The sequence below is a fragment of the Ruegeria sp. 6PALISEP08 genome (assembly GCF_001238295.1).
Taxonomy (GTDB): domain Bacteria; phylum Pseudomonadota; class Alphaproteobacteria; order Rhodobacterales; family Rhodobacteraceae; genus Ruegeria.
Genome location: NZ_LGXZ01000005.1, coordinates 170,579 through 186,858, shown reverse-complemented (window position 1 = coordinate 186,858; position 16,280 = coordinate 170,579). Strand labels below are relative to the sequence as shown.

At 55.9% G+C, this 16,280-nt stretch carries 16 protein-coding genes and 1 tRNA gene; 4 read left to right on the top strand and 13 right to left on the bottom strand.

From position 1 onward, the window contains the following. Positions 1-3: 3 nt before the first annotated feature. The 6 genes from ALB80_RS09560 to ALB80_RS09535 all read right to left on the bottom strand — a co-directional run bounded on the left by ALB80_RS09560 (position 4) and on the right by ALB80_RS09535 (position 6,021). Positions 4-1,134 carry a murein hydrolase activator EnvC gene (locus tag ALB80_RS09560; protein WP_050603824.1) on the bottom strand — a complete coding sequence of 377 codons (1,131 nt, stop codon included), beginning with the start codon at positions 1,132-1,134 and terminating at the stop codon, positions 4-6. Further along, positions 1,131-2,648, bottom strand: a complete 1,518-nt coding sequence (gene gpmI / locus ALB80_RS09555; RefSeq protein WP_050603823.1) for a 2,3-bisphosphoglycerate-independent phosphoglycerate mutase — start codon at positions 2,646-2,648, stop codon at positions 1,131-1,133. The genes ALB80_RS09560 and gpmI overlap by 4 nt, the downstream gene beginning before the upstream one ends. A 102-nt stretch (positions 2,649-2,750) precedes the next feature. Beyond that, a complete protein-coding gene (locus ALB80_RS09550; protein WP_083445262.1) occupies positions 2,751-4,421 on the bottom strand; it encodes a sulfatase-like hydrolase/transferase in 1,671 nt (556 codons plus the stop codon). Positions 4,422-4,492: 71 nt separating this feature from the next. After that, positions 4,493-4,729 carry a (Na+)-NQR maturation NqrM gene (gene nqrM / locus ALB80_RS09545; protein WP_050603822.1) on the bottom strand — a complete coding sequence of 79 codons (237 nt, stop codon included), beginning with the start codon at positions 4,727-4,729 and terminating at the stop codon, positions 4,493-4,495. 14 nt (positions 4,730-4,743) lie between these two features. After that, the gene (locus ALB80_RS09540) at positions 4,744-5,769 is read right to left on the bottom strand and encodes an FAD:protein FMN transferase (RefSeq protein WP_050603821.1); all 1,026 of its coding nucleotides are present in this window, start codon (positions 5,767-5,769) and stop codon (positions 4,744-4,746) included. Between the two features lie 66 nt (positions 5,770-5,835). Next, positions 5,836-6,021, bottom strand: a complete 186-nt coding sequence (locus tag ALB80_RS09535) for a hypothetical protein (RefSeq protein ID WP_050603938.1) — start codon at positions 6,019-6,021, stop codon at positions 5,836-5,838. A 123-nt stretch (positions 6,022-6,144) separates the two neighbouring features. On the opposite strand from ALB80_RS09535, the gene ALB80_RS09530 reads away from it, so the two are divergent. Further along, positions 6,145-6,669, top strand: a complete 525-nt coding sequence (locus ALB80_RS09530) for a CBS domain-containing protein (protein WP_050603820.1) — start codon at positions 6,145-6,147, stop codon at positions 6,667-6,669. Between the two features lie 2 nt (positions 6,670-6,671). Here ALB80_RS09530 and ALB80_RS09525 read toward each other — a convergent pair whose 3' ends face one another. After that, the gene (locus ALB80_RS09525; protein ID WP_050603819.1) at positions 6,672-7,436 is read right to left on the bottom strand and encodes a metallophosphoesterase family protein; all 765 of its coding nucleotides are present in this window, start codon (positions 7,434-7,436) and stop codon (positions 6,672-6,674) included. Positions 7,437-7,620: 184 nt separating this feature from the next. Here ALB80_RS09525 and ALB80_RS09520 point away from each other — a divergent pair, with 184 nt between their 5' ends. After that, positions 7,621-8,634 (top strand): NAD-dependent epimerase/dehydratase family protein, encoded by a 1,014-nt coding sequence (locus tag ALB80_RS09520; RefSeq protein ID WP_050603937.1) that lies wholly within the window; start codon positions 7,621-7,623, stop codon positions 8,632-8,634. A gap of 57 nt (positions 8,635-8,691) precedes the next feature. Here ALB80_RS09520 and nqrF read toward each other — a convergent pair whose 3' ends face one another. Genes nqrF through ALB80_RS09490 form a run of 6 tightly spaced genes read right to left on the bottom strand, consistent with a single transcriptional unit; the run spans position 8,692 to position 14,552 of the window. Then, positions 8,692-9,915, bottom strand: a complete 1,224-nt coding sequence (gene nqrF / locus ALB80_RS09515) for an NADH:ubiquinone reductase (Na(+)-transporting) subunit F (protein WP_050603818.1) — start codon at positions 9,913-9,915, stop codon at positions 8,692-8,694. 10 nt (positions 9,916-9,925) lie between these two features. Beyond that, positions 9,926-10,534, bottom strand: a complete 609-nt coding sequence (gene nqrE / locus ALB80_RS09510) for an NADH:ubiquinone reductase (Na(+)-transporting) subunit E (protein ID WP_050603817.1) — start codon at positions 10,532-10,534, stop codon at positions 9,926-9,928. Further along, positions 10,534-11,187, bottom strand: a complete 654-nt coding sequence (locus tag ALB80_RS09505) for an NADH:ubiquinone reductase (Na(+)-transporting) subunit D (protein WP_050603816.1) — start codon at positions 11,185-11,187, stop codon at positions 10,534-10,536. The genes nqrE and ALB80_RS09505 overlap by 1 nt, the downstream gene beginning before the upstream one ends. Next, complete coding sequence (locus ALB80_RS09500) at positions 11,187-12,002, bottom strand: Na(+)-translocating NADH-quinone reductase subunit C (protein ID WP_050603815.1); 816 nt, start codon at positions 12,000-12,002, stop codon at positions 11,187-11,189. Before ALB80_RS09500 ends, ALB80_RS09505 begins: the two co-directional genes overlap by 1 nt. Continuing rightward, positions 11,995-13,203 (bottom strand): NADH:ubiquinone reductase (Na(+)-transporting) subunit B, encoded by a 1,209-nt coding sequence (locus ALB80_RS09495; protein ID WP_050603814.1) that lies wholly within the window; start codon positions 13,201-13,203, stop codon positions 11,995-11,997. Before ALB80_RS09495 ends, ALB80_RS09500 begins: the two co-directional genes overlap by 8 nt. A 5-nt stretch (positions 13,204-13,208) precedes the next feature. Continuing rightward, positions 13,209-14,552 (bottom strand): Na(+)-translocating NADH-quinone reductase subunit A, encoded by a 1,344-nt coding sequence (locus ALB80_RS09490; protein WP_050603813.1) that lies wholly within the window; start codon positions 14,550-14,552, stop codon positions 13,209-13,211. A 298-nt stretch (positions 14,553-14,850) separates the two neighbouring features. Here ALB80_RS09490 and ALB80_RS09485 point away from each other — a divergent pair, with 298 nt between their 5' ends. Further along, a complete protein-coding gene (locus ALB80_RS09485) occupies positions 14,851-15,966 on the top strand; it encodes a class I SAM-dependent RNA methyltransferase (protein ID WP_050603812.1) in 1,116 nt (371 codons plus the stop codon). Positions 15,967-16,075: 109 nt separating this feature from the next. Then, positions 16,076-16,152: transfer RNA gene (locus tag ALB80_RS09480), tRNA-Pro, on the top strand. The last annotated feature ends 128 nt before the right edge of the window (positions 16,153-16,280 follow it).

Genomic DNA, 16,280 nt, shown 5'->3' with positions numbered 1-16,280 from the left:
CGTTTATCCATCCTTGTCGGTCCGAAACCATGATTCCGGGTCCACGGGGCTATTATCTTCTCTTACCTCTATATAGAGCGTTTCTGAGCGATCAGTTCCAGTGCCATCACCGCTTGTTGACAATATTGCGCCGATTTCGGGCGTTTCACCGGGCATCAAACCCACCGGAGTGCCCTCGGGGATCACCTGACCAGGGTGGCCGTAGACCTCTTGCAAGCCAGAAAACACGAAAAGCAGCCCCGGCTGCGGTTCAAGAATGACCAGATTCCCCAAATCCAATAGGGGGCCTCGATAACGGATCGTGGCCGCTGTGGGCGATGTGACCAGCGCACGAGGGCGGGTTCCTAGTACCAAACCCTCGCGTTTCACTCCGGCCGCATCCGTTTCACCAGCCTTGTGCAACATGACCCCCTGAACCGGTAAAGGGATTTGCCCTTTCTGACCCGAAACGTCAGCGTCGGTTTCGATGATTTCGCCTTCCGAGATTTCAGACAGTCCACTTGCAAACCCGTCCAGCGTTTCGGTCGAGGATATCAGAATGGCCGTGCGCACGGGGTCTTCGACAAATCGCCTTGGCAGATCCTTGCGATCGGCCACGGCCTCGCTCAGGCGGGAGCGCGCATCCTGCGCGCCGGTAAGGCCCTCGGTCAGAGTTTCCGATGCGCTTTGCTGTAGCAGACGCAGCGTCTTTACTTCATTCAGATCATCTGCCAGGGCCTGCGCTTTGGCGTTCAAGCCGGGCGTGACCTCGGACAGCATCATACCAGTGCGCGCCGCCCCCAACGGGCCTGAAGGGTGCAACATCAAGACCGGAGGTGCCGTTGTCTCAATAGTTTGCAAAACGCCGATCAACTGCCGAACGTCCTTTTCGCGTGCCCGCAACTCGGCGCTCAATTGTGCTTCACGGGTTGCGGCCTGACGCAACCCTTCCCGCATCGCGCTCAACCCCGCTTCATAGGCCTGGATCGTCTGGGTCAGCGCGCGCACCCGATCTCGGGCACTGTCAGCCTCAGTCAAAGACAGCGAGGCTTGCTCCAGCATCTTTGCCGCTTCCAGCGCCGCCTGAGATGAGCTGGTCTGGGCCAGCGCCGGAAATGCTGAAATCAGAGAAACCGCAAGGGCCAACAGCTTCATGACAAAAGGCTTTCCCCAGTCATTTCTGGTGGTTTTGGCAAGCCCATCAGTTCAAGCAGTGTGGGTGCCAGATCCGACAAACGCCCCTGCTTCAACTGCGCACCCTCAGGTCCACCGACCAGCACCACCGGCACCGGGTTCAGTGTGTGGGCGGTATGCGGACCACCCGTTTTGGGATCAACCATCATTTCACAATTCCCGTGATCAGCGGTGACAATCATCGCACCGCCGGCCTTTTCCAGTGCGGCGACGACTTGCGCCAGACCTTGATCCACGGTCTCACAGGCCTTGATCGCCGCCTTTAGATCGCCGGTATGGCCCACCATGTCAGGGTTGGCATAGTTCGTGACGATCAGGTCATACCCGTCTTCGATAGCCTCAATGAATTTGGCCGTGACCGCAGCGGCCGACATCTCGGGTTGCAGGTCATAGGTCGCAACCTTTGGCGACTTAGGCATAAAACGGTCTTCACCCTGCTCAGCGGTCTCTTTGCCACCGTTCAGGAAGAAGGTGACATGCGGGTATTTCTCGGTTTCAGCCAACCGGAATTGGCGTAACCCCTGTTTGGCCACCCATTCCCCCAGAGTATTCACGATGGCCCGTTTTGGGAAAACCGTGGTCATATAGGCGTTGTGGCCGTCCGAATATTCGACCATGCCCAATAGCGCCGAGAGCTTGGGCCGCGACCCTGTATCAAAGTCGAAAAATCCGGGCTCTCCAATGGCGCGCAGGATTTCCCGTGCCCGGTCAGCACGAAAATTGAGGCAGAAAAACCCGTCGCCGTCTCGAACGCCTTTGTATCCGTCAAGAACAGTCGGGGTGATGAACTCATCTGACTCTGACTGATTATAGGCATGATCGACCGCACCATGGGCGCTTTGCGCCGCCCTACCCTGCCCCTTGATCATCGCGTCATAGGCTTCGCTGACACGTTCCCAGCGATTGTCCCGATCCATGACAAAATAGCGCCCGCCAACGGTCACAATTCGCGCGTTTTCAGGCAGGCGCTCTTCCAGTTCCGCAATATAGGTCAGCGCCGATTTTGGCGCCACGTCCCGCCCATCGGTGACTGCGTGCAGCGCAACCGGGACACCCGCATCGGTGATCGCGGTCGCTGCGGCGATGATATGGTTCAGATGCCCATGCACGCCTCCGTCCGAGATCAGCCCCATCAGATGCGCTGTACCGTCCGCCGCTTTCACGTTGGCAATAAATGCGCACAGTGCTTCATTGTCAAAAAAAGACCCATCTTCGATGGCCAGATCAATCTGGCCCAAATCCATGGCGACAACGCGGCCTGCGCCGATATTGGTATGGCCGACCTCTGAATTGCCCATCTGTCCGCTGGGCAGACCTACGTCGGGTCCGTGGGTGATCAGAGTTGCATGAGGGCCATTGGCCATGATCGCATCAAATGTCGGCGTATGTGCCAGATACGGCGCGTTGGCTTTGGTGTCCGCGGACAGACCCCACCCATCGAGAATGCACAGGACAACAGGTTTGGGCGCGGCCATAGAAATTCTCCGATTACTGCTCGTGAGCCTCTTCTATCGTCTGCCCTTCGGCGGGTGAACCACCTTTGGGTCGGTGAAGAAGATTTAATCGACGCAGAGGCGTTATTCCTTGAGGTAGCTCTTGTAGGGGCGTGTCTTGCGATTGCGGTATTTCACCGTCAGATCCAGAGGCGCATCGTTTTCGTCATACACACCCAGAACAATGCCTCTGCCCCTGCTTTTGGTGCGCATGTCGATCAATTGCTGTTCCGATCGCGTGGTGCGCTGCGACGGTCGTCGTGCCCATGTGAACAGGTGATCATACATCTCGGCAATCACGTCTGCATGGTCCGCGCTGTCGCCCAGATCGTTCAGCTCTTGGGGATCGTTTTCCAGATCAAACAGGATCGGTCTGTGACCGCCTTCGCAATGGATCAGTTTCCATTTTTTGTTGGCCACCATGAACATTACCGCATCCCGGACCGACGATCCTACAATATCAGCGATCGGTGAGCCCGAGTAATCGTATTCACAGATAACAAAGTCCCGGGGCAACGTTCCTGCTTTTCCATGCAAAATGGGCAGCAAAGTGTGGCCTTCCAGGATATGTGTGGCCACGTCACCTCCTGCCATATCAACGAAGGTTGGAGCCAAATCGATGGACTCCACCAGCGCATCACAGACCGTGCCGCGTGTCGCATCTGCCTCGGGCGATGGGTCATAGATAATCAGCGGCATCTTGGTTGAAGCATCATGGAAGAACGTCTTCTCGCCCATCCAATGATCACCCAGAAAGTCACCATGATCCGAGGTCAGAACGATCATCGTGTCGTCCATCCGCCCGGTCTTTTCCATCCAGTCGAACAAACGTCCCATCTGGTCGTCAGCTTGTTTGATGAGACCCATATAGGCCGGAATCACTGCCTCGCGCACGTCCTGTCGTGAAAAGGTCTGACCAATCTTTGTGTCCATGAAAGCCTTCAGCACTGGATGCGCATTCTGACGCTCAACCTCGGATCGCACCACGGGTAGAACATGCTCTGGACCATACATCGAAGCATAAGGTTCAGGCACGATGTAAGGCCAATGCGGTTTAATAAAGCTCAGGTGGCAGCACCATGGCCCATCATGCGTTTCCATGAACTCGATGCCGCGGCCGGTCAGGTATGGCGTTTCACTGTCTTCCTCGGCGATATTGGCGGCTTCGGGTGCGTTCTTCAAAAACCAGCCGGACAAAACATTACCTTCGTCATCCAGCCCTGAATTGGCAAAGTCATGCCAGGGATTGTCGCTCTCATACCCTTTGGCCTTGAGATACTTGTTGTATTCCTTTGCGCCGTCCGGATCATAAAATCCGTCAGGCCCCTCGGGCAGCATACCGTCATCGCGCTCGAAAACGTCAAAGCCGCATTCGGCGACTCGGGCACCGATCAGACTGTCAGGCTCCAGCCCCAACCGCGCCATCCCTTCGGCATCCGCGCGCATATGGGTTTTTCCGATAAGCCAACACCCCATTCCCGCCTTGCGCAGGTGATCCCCCATCGTGATCTCGCCGACTTTCAACGGAATACCGTTCCAGGACGCCCCGTGCGAATGCACGTAGCGCCCGGTATAGGTCGACATGCGCGAACTGCCACAGATCGGTGACTGGATGTAGGCCCGATTAAACCGGACGCCTTTGGCTGCAAGGCGATCTATGTTGGGGGTATGCAGATGTGGATGCCCGTAACAGCTCAGGTAATCCCAGCGCAGCTGGTCGAACATGATGAACAGGATGTTTTTCGCCTTGGCCAACGCAATGCCCCCCAAACCTTACGGAGACCTAGTTAGCCATTTCAACCCGCAGAGCGAAGCAAAACTTCGCTTCAGGCCTGACGTTCCATCTGTTCCAGCATCTTCTTGGCGCGCTTGCATTGCAGTTGATCGCGCAACGGGCTGTCGGGGTCCACGTCTTTCTGGCATACAACGCACTTATCAGCACCGGAAATTGCGTTCAGGCCGCCACAACTGCCTTTGATGGTCTTGCCCATCAGCATGACGCCAAGTGACATACCTACCATGACGAGGGCGAGAAGAAGGAAGGCCAGAATAAAAGTGCTCATTTCAGCTCCACCTGTCAGTTTGAGTTCAGCGCGTCTTTGAACGCGGTGCTATGCGCCGTAATATAGGCTTCATCGCCGCCTGTCACATCCCGTGAGATGAAATACACGGCAAGTTTATGCTCTTCTGCCAGTTTCAGGCCCTTTTCCTGACCCAAAGACAGCATCGCGGTGGCCCAGGCGTCCGCCATCATCGCGTTTTCGGCCAGAACGGTGACAGAGGTTGTTCGGTGCGTGATCGGGCGGCCAGTGGTCGGATCGATGATATGCGAATAGCGCACGCCGTCATGTTCGAAGAAATTCTTGTAGTCGCCCGAACTGGCCATGCCGCGATCATTCAGCGACACGATCAACTGAATGGTCTGACTGCCCGTTTCCGGTTTTTCAATGCCGATCCGCCAGGCTTCGCCTTTTTCGTTCTGGCCTTGGGCGACAAGGTCTCCACCAATCTCAACAAGGTAATCCTCGATCCCTGCATCCCGCAAAGATTCAGCAACCGCATCAATGCCATAGCCCTTGGCAATGGCCGACAGGTTGATACCCACACTGGCATCAGATTTCGCGAGAGTACCGGCGTTAGTGTCGAGCGTCAGCAGTCGGCTTTGTCCAACGCCGCTGAGTGCGGTTTCGATTTCGGCGTCCGAGGGCACCGGATCTTCTGGCTTGCGGGGGCCAAATCCCCATAGCTCAATAAGTGGTCCCAGCGTTACGTCGAATGTGCCGCCGGATTTTTCGTGCACGTCGTTGGCGGCCGCGATGACCAAAGCGAACTCGTCCGAGACAGACATCGGATCTGTACTGGCCGATGCCGAAAACTCAGAGACTTCGGACTTCGGATCCCAATTGGACATCTTGGCATTGACCTCTGCCAAAGTCTTTTCAACCGAGATTGCCAGTTTGTTCTCGTCCAGATCGTCACCAATGGCGGTGACATTAAAGGTTGTCCCCATTGTTTCACCCGACAGGCGGACAACTTCGGGTTCCTTGTCAAAGAGGCAACCGGAAAGAAGGGCAACAAAAGCCACTGAGGGCAAAAGACGCATGGGGCGAGCTCCGGGAAATTCTGTGCTCGGCATATGCCAGCGCCCTCTGCCAGAGTCAAATCCACATCACAGCTTCAGAGGTAGGAAACCCAGCAACAACAGGCCGATTCCTGCTGGCAACCCAAACAGCCACGCCCGCTTCCGCCATCCCGGCGCCTGCTGCTTCCAAACCATGCGAAAATTGTGACCACACACGACGACTGCAAAGAAGATCAGAACGGCCACAGGCGGGGTAAGATAGAGTTCACTCACAAGCTTAATCGTCCTTTGTTGACCGCAGATTTCGCGCATTCGAGCAATTGTACCCTATACAGGTCATTTAGCTGCGCTAAGGTGAAAGGGAAAGACATTGCAAGAACCATAAGGAGATTGCCCATGGCCCCAACCTCGTACCAGTCACCATCACGCGGCGACAAGGCAGACAAGACGACCTACAGCCAATCGGCAGAATCGAACTTGTCACATTCGCAGACAACCGTGGCCAAACTGCTTGAGGGAAAAGGGGACGCGGTATTTTCGGTGCGGCCAAACGATACGATTCATTCGGTGGTCAACACGCTCAAGGACAAGCGGATCGGTGCCGTTTTGGTCACGGACCAGAACGGTGCATTGCAGGGCATCCTGTCGGAACGCGACATCGTACGGCGCATGGCGGACACGCCGGGCCAGACCTTGCCGCAAGCAGTCGAAGACCTGATGACCAAGGAGGTCAAGACCTGCACACCTGACGATCTGCTGAACGACGTTCTGAAAACAATGACTGACGGTCGATTCCGCCATATGCCCGTGCTGCGTGATGGCCATTTGTGTGGCGTCGTCACCATCGGAGATGTTGTGCATTTCCGCCTGAAAGAGCTGGAATATGAAGCCCTGCGGATGAAGCAGATGATCGTTGGCTAAGGTCAGGCGGTCGAAAGAAACCTGATGCCTCCGTCCTCGATTTCGGCAGCCGTAAGTCGGCCCGTTGCGAAAGCACCCGTGTCAATTGACAACACCTTGTTTCTGACACGGGGGTGGTCGACGATAGTGTGGCCATGCACCACCCACAGGCCGTCTCTGCGCGCAATTCTTGGGAACATGGGATGCCCCCAGAGGCAAATCTGACGGTCCTGAGCTTCGACAGGATTATGCGGATCCAAAGCTGCATGAACAAAAGCGACGTTACCGCTGGTCCAGATCAAGGGCCGCTCTGTCAGCCATTCAAGCAGATCCTGCCCCATCGCTTGCCGAAGGTCATCGGCCAGTTCGTTGACGTGCCGGCTGTCTTCTGGGTCTCCAGTCGGTTTGAGCCCAAACGACGCCAGCGTGTGCATACCTCCGTTTCGAAACCAAAGCCTTGCATGGCGTTCTGGATCGCCCAAGAAATGCAACAACATCTCTTCATGGTTACCAAGAAGGCAATGGACTTGCCGGTCTGACGCTTCGCTCAGATGGCGTAGGTGGTGCAACACTTGTGCGCTGTAAGGCCCCCGATCGATGTAGTCGCCAACAAAAACCAGAGGGCTTTGATCATCCAAGCGTGGCAATAGCGCATGCAGCAAGTCCAAACGGCCATGAATATCGCCCACCGCCGTCACTCGCGTAGTGGGGGCGATGTCGCAAGACACCGTATCGGTCGTTGGACGCGCCGTGCGGCTGAACCGCGATTTGATCCATTTCGTAACCATGCGCCCTGATCCCTACCCTTCTGAGCAAATGGCGGCAATGAACATCTGATTGAACAGGCAAATTGTTGACCAACGCCCTCGTGTTGTCCGAAATGACCTTCGAAGCGGTCGAAAAACGTTGATCTCAGGCGCGAAACAAAGTCTTTCGGTCAACGATGATTTCGTTGTGCAATCTGAGGGTTTTATGAAACGTGTTTTGATTACGGGCTCTGCGGGGTTCATTGGCTTCCATCTGGCCAAGCTACTTCTGGCAGATGGGTTTCGTGTGCATGGCTATGACGGGATGACCGACTATTATGATGTGACCCTGAAACAGCGCAGGCATCAGATCCTGTTGCAAACCCCCGGCTTCACCGCAACCGAGGATCGGCTGGAAAACTATGACCGGTTGGTGCAGGTGGCGGACGAATTCCAGCCCGATGTCATCGTTCACTTGGCGGCCCAGGCCGGTGTGCGGCACAGCCTCGAGTACCCCCGCAGCTATATCGAATCAAATGTCGTTGGGACGTTCAACGTAATGGAAATCGCGCGCCAGCATAAAGTCGGGCATCTGTTGATGGCTTCGACCTCGTCAATCTATGGCGCCAACGAAGAGATGCCGTTTACCGAGACGGAAAAAGCGGACACGCAATTGACCATCTACTCCGCCACCAAAAAGGCGAATGAGGCGATGGGGCATTCATATGCGCATCTGTGGGATCTGCCGACCACGATGTTTCGGTTCTTTACGGTCTATGGCACCTGGGGACGGCCCGATCTGGCCTATTTCAAATTTGTTGCCGCCATTCTCGACGGCCGTCCCATTGATATCTACAATCATGGCGACATGCATCGGGACTTCACCCATGTTGAAGATCTTGTGCGTGGGATAAGATTGCTGATCGATGTGCCCCCGGTTCGGCCTGCTAGTCCTGAGGATATTGAGGACGGCGACAGCCTTTCACCTGTCGCACCCTATCGCATCGTCAATATCGGCAACGGGGAGAAAGTGCGTCTGATGGATTTCATCGAAGCCATCGAAGAGGCCGTTGGGCAGAAAGCCGTCAAGAATTTCATGCCGATGCAGATGGGTGACGTTCATGCGACCTGGGCCGATAATCGCCTGCTGCAACGGTTGACCAATTATCGTCCACAGACCGACCTGAAAGACGGCATTGCCCAGTTCGTCGCCTGGTATCGGGACTATTACGGAAAATAGCGTTGGCTAACCGCCAAACAAAAAAACCGGCGTTGGGTGCGCCGGTTTTTCTGTTTCTTACCCGCCGAAATCGTCGAGCATGATGTCTTCACGGTCCACGCCCAGATCCAGCAACATGTTGATAACCGCCTGGTTCATGATTGGCGGGCCACACATGTAGAACTCGCAATCTTCCGGCGCAGGGTGGTTCTTGAGGTACTCATCGAATAAGACGTTATGGATAAAGCCGGTGTAGCCCTTCCAATCGTCCTCGGGCTGCGCATCCGACAGGGCGACATGCCATTCGAAATTATCGAACTCTTCGGCCAGTTGGTCGAAATCCTCGACAAAGAACATCTCTTTCCTAGACCGCGCACCGTACCAGAAGGTGATCTTGCGGTTGCGGTTCTCCAGGCGCTTGAGCTGGTCGAAGATATGGCTACGCATGGGCGCCATACCCGCACCACCGCCAATAAACACCATCTCTTTCTCGGTTTCGCGGGCGAAGAACTCACCAAACGGACCCGAGATCGTGACCTTGTCGCCCGGCTTCAAGTTGAAGATATACGACGACATCTGACCCGGAGGGATGCCTTCTGAACCCGGAGGTGGCGAGGCCACACGGACGTTCAGCATGATCATGCCTTTTTCGTCCGGGTAGTTGGCCATCGAATAGGCACGTTCAATCGGCTCGTTAACGACAGACTCATACTGCCACAGATTGAAGCGATCCCAATCCTCGCGGTATTCCTCTTCCACGTCGAAGTCAGTGTAATTCAAGGCATGCGAAGGTGCCTCGATCTGTATATAGCCACCGGCGCGGAAGTTCACGTCTTCGCCTTCGGGCAGGTCCAGCGTAAGCGCCTTGATGAAGGTTGCGACGTTCTCGTTCGAACGGACGGTGCATTCCCACTTCTTGACGCCAAAGACCTCTTCGGGAACCTCAATGTCCATGTCCTGCTTTACAGCAACCTGACAGGACAAGCGATCACCACACGAGGCTTCGCGCTTGGTGATGTGGCTTTCCTCGGTCGGCAGGATCGAACCGCCGCCCGAATGTACACGTACGCGACACTGGGCACAGGTGCCGCCACCGCCGCAAGCCGAAGGAACAAAAAGCTTCTCGGCCGCCAGCGTTTGCAGCAATTTGCCACCGGCGGGAACTGAAATGGTTTTCTCACCGTTGATGGTGATGTTCACGTTGCCTGTCGATACCAGCTTGGACCGGGCGGCCATGATAATGGCCACCAATGCCAGAACGATTACGGTGAAAAGGGCTACGCCTAAGGTAAAGGTTTCCATCGACGCCTCCTTACAGTTTCACGCCAGAGAAGGACATGAACGCCATAGCCATCAGACCTGCGGTGATGAAAGTGATGCCCAGACCTTGAAGACCGTCAGGGATATCCGAATATTTCAGCTTTTCGCGTACGCCCGCCATCGCGGTGATCGCCAGCGCCCAGCCAAAGCCCGAAGACAGGCCATAGGTTGCAGCCTCGGCAAAGTTGTAATCGCGTTCCACCATAAACAGTGAGCCACCGAGGATGGCGCAGTTCACCGTGATCAGAGGCAGGAAGATTCCCAGAGCGTTGTAGAGCGGCGGGAAATACTTGTCCAAAACCATCTCGAGGATCTGCACCATCGCCGCGATAACCCCAATGTAAGAGATCAGGCCAAGAAATGTCAGGTCCACATCCGGGAACCCGGCCCATGCCAGCGCACCGGGTTTCAGCAGATAATTCAACAACAGATTGTTGGCAGGTACGGTAATGGCCTGCACGACCATGACCGAAATGCCCAATCCCAGCGCGGTCGAAATCTTCTTGGACACGGCAATGAAAGTACACATCCCCAGGAAGAAGCTGAGCGCAAGGTTTTCGACAAAGATGGCCTTTACGGCCAGAGAAATCAGACCTTCCATCAGTGGGCCTCTACCTGCTGAATTTTGAATTCACGCTCTTCCACCTGGTTCGGCTTCCATGTGCGGAAGGCCCAGATGATCAGACCAATGATGAAGAACGCCGAGGGTGGCAGCAGAAGCATGCCGTTGGGCACGTACCAACCACCGTTGTTGACGGTCTCTAGAATGGTGACACCAAACAGCGAACCCGCGCCAAACAGTTCACGAATAAAGCCGACCAGCAGCAGGATCAGGCCATAGCCCATCCCATTGCCCATACCGTCGACAAAAGACGCAACCGGGGGGTTCTTCATTGCAAACGCTTCGGCGCGACCCATCACGATACAGTTGGTGATGATCAGGCCGACAAAGACCGACAGGGTTTTCGAAATCTCAAACGCATAAGCCTTCAGGATCTGATCCACGAGGATCACCAGCGAGGCGATGATCACCATCTGAACGATGATCCTGATCGAGCCTGGGATCTGGTTGCGCAGGCATGAGATGAAGAAGGACGAGAAAGAGGTCACGAAGATCACCGCAAGCGCCATTACCATCGACACCTGCAGTGACGAAGTCACCGCCAGCGCCGAACAGATACCCAGCACCTGCAAAGTGATCGGGTTATTGTCGACAAGCGGGTCGACCAGCATCTCTTTTTTGGTCTGGGACATCAGAGCTCTCCTGCTTGCAGTTTGGCCAGAAACGGAGCGTAGCCCGCATCGCCCATCCAGAATTTCACCAGGTTATCGACACCAACCGAGGTCAGAGTAGCTCCTGCCAGAGCATCGATATAGAAGTCCGGTCCGGCAGCAGGCTGTGACTTGGCAACGGTTATCTGAAGATCCCCGTTGTCATCACGCAGCTTCTTGCCATTCCACAGCGCTTTCCAGCGTGGGTTGTCCACCTCGGCGCCAAGGCCCGGGGTTTCACCGTGCTGATAGAATTGCAGGCCGTAGATATCGTTGCCGTTGTTTTCCAATGCGATAAAGCCATAGAGCGTCGACCAAAGACCATAGCCGTGCAGCGGTAGGATCACCTTGTCCAAATCACCCGCATCGTCGCGCAGCAAATAGATTACGCGGTACTTCGACTTACGGCCAATGCCTGCAGGATCATCGTCCAGCGCCACGCTCAGTTCAGGATCGCTCGCGGCAGCGATGTCGTCGAATGTGGTCGGGTCGAACTGGTCATCGACGAAGTTGCCGGTGGACAGCTCCAACACATGCGGCTCGAAGGCGGCGAAGGCTTCGGTCACGTCGATGCCGGGCTCGAACACGCCGGCCACTTGCAGAACGTTGACCTGCTTGTCCTTCAGACGGTTGGTTTCCTGAACTGGGCGCAAGCTGACAGCGGCGGCGGACACGACCATTGAGGCAACGAGACAAACGGCAACGGCGACGAAGATCGTTTTGCCAACCGAATCCGGCGAGGCCGCCAGGAACTTGGCCAGTGCGCCTTTAGGTTCTGGGGATTGCGTATCAGACATGGCGACGCGCCCTCCGTTTGATGTTGGCTTGAACAACGAAATAGTCGATCAGCGGTGCAAAGACGTTGCCGAACAAGATGGCCAGCATCATACCTTCGGGGAAAGCCGGATTGATGACACGGATCATCACAACCATGACACCGATCAACGCACCATAGATATAGCGGCCGACGTTGGTATGGCTTGCCGAAACCGGTTCAGTCACCATGAAGGCGAGACCAAAGGCATAACCGCCCAGCACGATATGCCAGTACCATGGCATCGCGAACATCGGGTTCGTGTCCGATCCGACCGAGTTCAGCAGCAGTGTAAAGCCGATGGTTCCGGCCAGACAGCCCACTATCAGGCGATAGTTGGCGATCTTCGTCATCAGCAGGAAAGCCAAGCCGATCATACAGGCAAGCGTAGAAGTCTCACCAAAGCTGCCCTGAATCTGGCCAAAGAAAGCGCTCGACCAAGTGATGCCATCCGCCGCCAGCGCCTGAACGCCGTCCGCAGCCGAGACCGCCAGAGCTGTTGCGCCTGAGAACCCGTCAACGGGTGTCCAGACCGCATCGCCCGACATCTGAGCGGGGTAAGCGAAGTAAAGAAAGGCCCGACCAACCAGCGCCGGATTGAGGAAGTTCTTGCCTGTTCCACCAAACACTTCCTTACCGATCACGACGCCGAAAATGATCCCCAGTGCAACCTGCCACAGGGGCGTGGTTGCGGGCATGATCAGCGTGTAGAGCATTGATGTAACAAGGAAACCCTCGTTCACCTCGTGCCCGCGCACGGTCGCGAAGATGACCTCGAATATGCCGCCAGCCACAAGCGTGACTATATAGATCGGCAGGAAATACATCAGCCCGTGCATCACGTTCGCAAATATGCTGTCTGGGCTCAGCGAAATACCAAAGGTCTGCAGAATGGCGATCCGCCATCCTGTGGCCGAGTCTGGCCCAAGCGTGGCAATAGCCGAGTTGGCTTGATAGCCGGTATTGTACATCCCCCACAGAATACATGGGATCGTCGCGATCACGACATAGGTCATGATCCGCTTCATATCCACGTAAGACCGTGCATGAGGGGCGACAGTGGTCACAGTTTTCGGAGTGTAGATAAAGCTTTCGACCATCTCGTAGATGGGGAAATACTTTTCGTACTTGCCGCCCTTGGTAAAGTTCGGCTCAATCCGATCGAAGAAGCTGCGCAAACCCATTTGGATCAGCCCTCCTTTTCAATCTTGTTCAGGCAGTCGCGCAGCGCCAGCCCGTATTCATATTTCGCCGGACAGGCAAAGCCCACAAGGCCCAGATCCTCTTCGTCCAGCTCCAGCGCACCCAGCGCCTGGGCGGTGTCGGTATCCATCACCAACAAGGCTCGCATCAGCTGAGTGGGCAAGTAATCCTGCGGCATCAGTTCCTCGAACACACCGGTCGGCACCATCGCGCGACGCCCGCCGTTCAGGTTGGACGTGAACGCATACAGCTTCTTGGCGAATGCCGACCCCAAAACCGGCTGGACAGAATACTTTGACGGCATTGGACGAATCCAGCCCATTGGGATTTGGTCGGGATCTTCACGGATGATGCTGATCTGACGGGCGAACCGACCCAGATAGGCCGTCGGCCCATCTGCGTGTTGCCCTGACAGGATCGAGCCGGAAATAATGCGGGGTGTTCCGTCGACATTCACCTCATCACGGGTCAAATCATCGGTGGATGCACCCATGACTGTGCGGATCAAGCGTGGCTGACGTGCGCCCGGACCGGTCAGAGCAACCACGATGTTTGGGTCGAGGTGACCGGTCTGCATCAGACGGCCAATTGCAATGACGTCCTGATAGCCGATGGTCCAGACCTGCTTTTCGCCAGCAAGAGGTTCAAGAAAATGGATATGAGTACCGGCCAAACCCGATGGATGCGGGCCCGAGAATGCTGCCGCCTCAACGCCAGGCACATCTGCTCCGGGGATCGCGTCACCTTCTTTCTGGCAGAGGTAGGTCTTACCGTCGGTCAGCTTACTGATCGCGGTCAGGCCAACAGTGAATGCCTCGGGTGCCTCAGCGATGACCACCGCGGCATCAGCGGCCAGTGGATCACTGTCCATGGCAGTGACAAAAATCGCGGTCGGTGCACTGCCCGGCTGGGGCATTTTCGAATAGGGCCGTGTACGGAAAGCGGTCCACAAACCAGCGGCGCACAATTTGGCAGTCACGCCCTCGGCCGTATCCGCATCGCCGACGCCAGAGAAATCCATGCCTGGGTCATTTACGTCCGACACTTCAATCACGACGCTTTGCAGAACACGACGGGCACCCCGGTTAATGGCGACAACCTTGCCACTTACAGGCGCAACCATCAAAGCGTCTGGTGCATCCTTATGACAGAACAACGGAGCACCCCGCTGAACTTCATCGTCTTCCTGCACCAACATCTTTGGCTTCAGGCCGGCATAGTCGCCGCCCAAAACACCAACGGTCTTGTATTCCGGCCCCGGATGGATGGTCTGGTCAGGAGCACCTTCAACTGGCAGATCCAACCCTTTTTTCAGTTTGAAAGTTTGCATGTTGCTACGTTCTTCCAAGCCTTTGTTGCTGCGCCTGTCTTGCCGACGCCCATTCGAGCCTATGCAATAACGCGGAAAATTTTACCATCTGTCGCAAATGCGTCAGAATGGGTCCAAAATCCGTTGGCGTAATTCCGATCACGGACCCTTTACGCGGGGACGCCCCTAAACGCAAACCTGTTACCGCCAAAACTTATCCTGAAACTGCATATTCCTGCGATACCCCGGTCAAACTAGCAGATATTGCGCTTCAAAAAAGCGTGTCGCACCTGCCCGTCTTCCGGTGTAAGCAACCGGAATGGAAAAAAACGCAGACCTCGATATCTTTCTGATCGCCACACCGGGCCTCGAAAATCCACTATGTGCCGAGGCACAATCCTGCGGTTTTGCCGAAGCAAAAGCTGTTCGAGGTGGTGTAACGTGCCGAGGATCCTGGTCCGAAGTTTGGCGTGCGAATCTGACATTGCGCGGGGCAAACAAGGTTCTTGTACGCCTGGGCAGCTTTCCGGCCGTGCATCTGGCTCAATTGGACAAGCGTGCGCGCAAGTTTCCGTGGGGTGATTTTTTACGCACCGACGTTCCGGTGAAGGTCGAGGCCACCAGCCGCAAGTCCAGAATCTACCATGCGGGTGCAGCCCGGCAGCGGATCGAACGCGCCATTTCCGAGGTTTTGGGGGCACCGATCTCGCCCGAGGCAGACCTAAGGGTCTTGCTGCGCATTGAAAAAGATATCTGCACACTGTCGATCGACAGTTCAGGTGAGCTTTTGCACAAGCGCGGTCACAAGGAAGCAATTGCCAAGGCCCCGATGCGTGAAACAATGGCTGCCATGTTCTTGCGAGAGTGCGAGTTTACAGGGGACGAGCCTGTGCTCGACCCGATGTGCGGATCAGGTACGTTTGTGTTAGAAGCCGCCGAAATTGCACTTGGGTTGATGCCGGGCCGCTCACGTCGCTTTGCGTTCGAAAACCTGGCCGAATTCGATCACGACCAGTGGCAAAAGATGCGCGAAAGCAACACCGCGCAGGAATGCTCTCTGACATTCCACGGATCGGACAGAAACTCAGGTGCAGTGGGCGCCGCCACAGCCAATGCCGAGCGGGCCGGGGTTGGCGCGATGACGCGTTTTCTGCAGCGTTCGGTCAGCGACATTAAGCCACCAGAAGGTCCTGCCGGTTTGGTTATTGTGAACCCGCCTTATGGGGCACGCATAGGAGACGAAAAGCGGTTGCGCTCTGTCTATGGCACTCTGGGTAAGGTTTTGACCGGCCGTTTTCAGGGATGGCGCGTTGGAATAGTGACCAGCGCACCCGCATTGGCACGGGCCACTCGCCTTCCGTTGCTCCAACCCGGCCCGGTGGTAGATCACGGCGGCACAAAGATTCGCCTGTACAAAACGGATCCGCTTCGTTGACAACTGACAGCATTACGATCTTATCCATTGCCGTGTATAAGCCTCCACAATCACGCCTCAGAATCCTCTTGCGCATCCAGAACACCGGGTATAGATCACCCGCCACGGTCGGAGTGTAGCTCAGCCTGGTAGAGCACTGTCTTCGGGAGGCAGGGGTCGGAGGTTCGAATCCTCTCACTCCGACCAGATCAACTGCTTGATGTTGTTGACACATCTGGATGCAGTTGCACGCACCGGCACCGTGTCGGTTGTCTGATCGCTGCACTTCCGCTGCACCAAGCACGCAAACACGGCGCAAGACGTCCATCATCGCA

Coding starts and splice junctions, on each gene's coding strand:
- ALB80_RS09540 (WP_050603821.1), bottom strand. CDS start 5,769: ATGCGTCTTTTGCCCTCAGTGGCTTTTGTTGCCCTTCTTTCCGGTTGC.
- nqrM (WP_050603822.1), bottom strand. CDS start 4,729: ATGAGCACTTTTATTCTGGCCTTCCTTCTTCTCGCCCTCGTCATGGTA.
- ALB80_RS09530 (WP_050603820.1), top strand. CDS start 6,145: ATGGCCCCAACCTCGTACCAGTCACCATCACGCGGCGACAAGGCAGAC.
- ALB80_RS09560 (WP_050603824.1), bottom strand. CDS start 1,134: ATGAAGCTGTTGGCCCTTGCGGTTTCTCTGATTTCAGCATTTCCGGCG.
- ALB80_RS09485 (WP_050603812.1), top strand. CDS start 14,851: ATGGAAAAAAACGCAGACCTCGATATCTTTCTGATCGCCACACCGGGC.
- ALB80_RS09505 (WP_050603816.1), bottom strand. CDS start 11,187: ATGTCCCAGACCAAAAAAGAGATGCTGGTCGACCCGCTTGTCGACAAT.
- ALB80_RS09525 (WP_050603819.1), bottom strand. CDS start 7,436: ATGGTTACGAAATGGATCAAATCGCGGTTCAGCCGCACGGCGCGTCCA.
- nqrE (WP_050603817.1), bottom strand. CDS start 10,534: ATGGAAGGTCTGATTTCTCTGGCCGTAAAGGCCATCTTTGTCGAAAAC.
- gpmI (WP_050603823.1), bottom strand. CDS start 2,648: ATGGCCGCGCCCAAACCTGTTGTCCTGTGCATTCTCGATGGGTGGGGT.
- nqrF (WP_050603818.1), bottom strand. CDS start 9,915: ATGGAAACCTTTACCTTAGGCGTAGCCCTTTTCACCGTAATCGTTCTG.
- ALB80_RS09520 (WP_050603937.1), top strand. CDS start 7,621: ATGAAACGTGTTTTGATTACGGGCTCTGCGGGGTTCATTGGCTTCCAT.
- ALB80_RS09495 (WP_050603814.1), bottom strand. CDS start 13,203: ATGGGTTTGCGCAGCTTCTTCGATCGGATTGAGCCGAACTTTACCAAG.
- ALB80_RS09500 (WP_050603815.1), bottom strand. CDS start 12,002: ATGTCTGATACGCAATCCCCAGAACCTAAAGGCGCACTGGCCAAGTTC.
- ALB80_RS09490 (WP_050603813.1), bottom strand. CDS start 14,552: ATGCAAACTTTCAAACTGAAAAAAGGGTTGGATCTGCCAGTTGAAGGT.